Genomic DNA, 248 nt, shown 5'->3' with positions numbered 1-248 from the left:
GGATTCCCACCCGACCTTTGGGCCCGGCAAACCACCGAGTTCCGCCCTTCGAACCGGTTGGCCTACCTCGACGTCCACGTCAGTGACCCACCGTGGAACCGGGTCCAAAAAGAAGGCGGCCAGGACGTCAGCACCGCGATCTATATGGGCGACGGCCCGCCGGACAAATACCAAACCGTCGGCACCATCGATTCCACCGACTGGCACACCGGCCAACCGCGCACTGACGAAACCGTCATCGTGTGCAC

Annotated in this window: 1 protein-coding gene; it reads left to right on the top strand. The window is 63.3% G+C overall.

The window, feature by feature from the left end; translation table 11 throughout:
* Nucleotides 1-57: 57 nt before the first annotated feature.
* Nucleotides 58-248, top strand: a 191-nt coding sequence (locus MKD49_RS26175) for a hypothetical protein (RefSeq protein WP_252697762.1), incomplete at its 3' end; no start/stop codon positions are given.

Source organism: Herbaspirillum sp. WGmk3 (genome assembly GCF_023952535.1).
GTDB lineage: Bacteria > Pseudomonadota > Gammaproteobacteria > Burkholderiales > Burkholderiaceae_D > Herbaspirillum > Herbaspirillum huttiense.
The sequence above is the reverse complement of the archived record's forward strand: the minus strand, read 5'-3'. Positions and strand labels throughout refer to the sequence as shown.